Origin of the sequence: Roseisolibacter sp. H3M3-2, from assembly GCF_029211165.1 — a bacterium.
In the GTDB taxonomy this organism is placed as follows: Bacteria; Gemmatimonadota; Gemmatimonadetes; order Gemmatimonadales; family Gemmatimonadaceae; genus Roseisolibacter.
In genome coordinates this window covers 1-1,104 of sequence record NZ_JARGEK010000676.1, presented here as the reverse complement: position 1 = coordinate 1,104, position 1,104 = coordinate 1, and the positions used below count along the sequence as shown (strand labels likewise).

The 1,104-nt window shown below is 81.4% G+C and carries 1 protein-coding gene; it reads right to left on the bottom strand.

Features of this window, described 5'->3' with window-relative positions; all coding sequences use genetic code 11:
* Positions 1–188: 188 nt before the first annotated feature.
* Positions 189–683, bottom strand: a complete 495-nt coding sequence (locus PYV61_RS25660; RefSeq protein ID WP_275836727.1) for a hypothetical protein — start codon at positions 681–683, stop codon at positions 189–191.
* Between the last annotated feature and the right edge of the window lie 421 nt (positions 684–1,104).

The following is a 1,104-nucleotide window of genomic DNA, read 5'->3' as shown; positions in this document are numbered from 1 at the left end:
GCGAGCGACGCCCGCGCGTACGCGGGCACGCGCGGCGCGGGCAGCGCGTGCACCAGCACCACCTCGGCGGCCGGCGCCAGCCGCGCCCCCACCCAGCGGGCCGCGGCCAGCGACGCCTCCGTGAAGTCGACCCCGATCACCACGCGACGGAACGGCATGTCGGTCACTCCTGCTGCGGGGATGCGCCGTCAGGCGGTCGCGCGGTCGGCGTGCGGCGCGGGCGAGGTGTGCGGCGCGTGCGACGCCGTCGGGAGGTGCGCGGCGACGGGCGCCACCGGCTCGTGGACCGCCTGCGCCATCGCCTGCGCCGCCGTCACGGCCAGCCCCTCGTGCGCGTACGACGGCAGCTCGAACGCCAGCGCGACCGCGTCGGCGGGCGCGGCGCCGCGCCGCGGGCGCACCACGCGCGCGAGCCGCGCGTGGCCGTCGGACAGCCACTCGTCCACGCCGTCGTGCACGACGTGCAGGCGGTCGAGGGCGGGGGCGTAGCGCGGCCACCCGGCGAACGCGCGGCGCAGCGTCGCGTCGAGCGCGCGCCACGCGGCGCCGGTGGCCGCCAGCGCGCGGCGCTCGTCGGCGAACCAGCCGAGCGTGACGACGCGCCCGCGGACCCAGCCGACCTCGCGCCCGCGCGCGTCCTCCAGTCGATGTCGCTCCTCGCCGTCGGCGAGCACTCGCAGCATGGAGACCTCCTGCAGTCGATGGTGTGGTGGTGCGGGGCGGCGCGCGCGCTGCGCGCGGCGCGCCGCCGGCCGCGCGACCCGTGCGCGGGTCGCGGGCGCGTGCGTGCGCGGGAGTCGCTGGTGCTCCGGCCCTCCGCCGCGGGAGTGGGGTGCGGGAGGACGCGCGTCGGGCGTGGGAGGGCCGCGGGAGTCGCGTTGTGGGCGGCCGTCCCCGGGCGCGCGCGCGCCTCCGGGGCTGGGTGGTGCGGGAACGCGAGACGCCCCGCCGGCGCGTGCGCGCGGCGGGGCGGTCGGGACCGGCGTCCGCGTCGGGGCGGATTCCGGAGGGGGACCGGCGCCCGGGGGGCCGGGCCGGTCGGACGCCGGGCTACGGAGTCGTCGGGCGGGGCCGCACGGGCGCGCTGCGCGTGCGCGTCGGGAG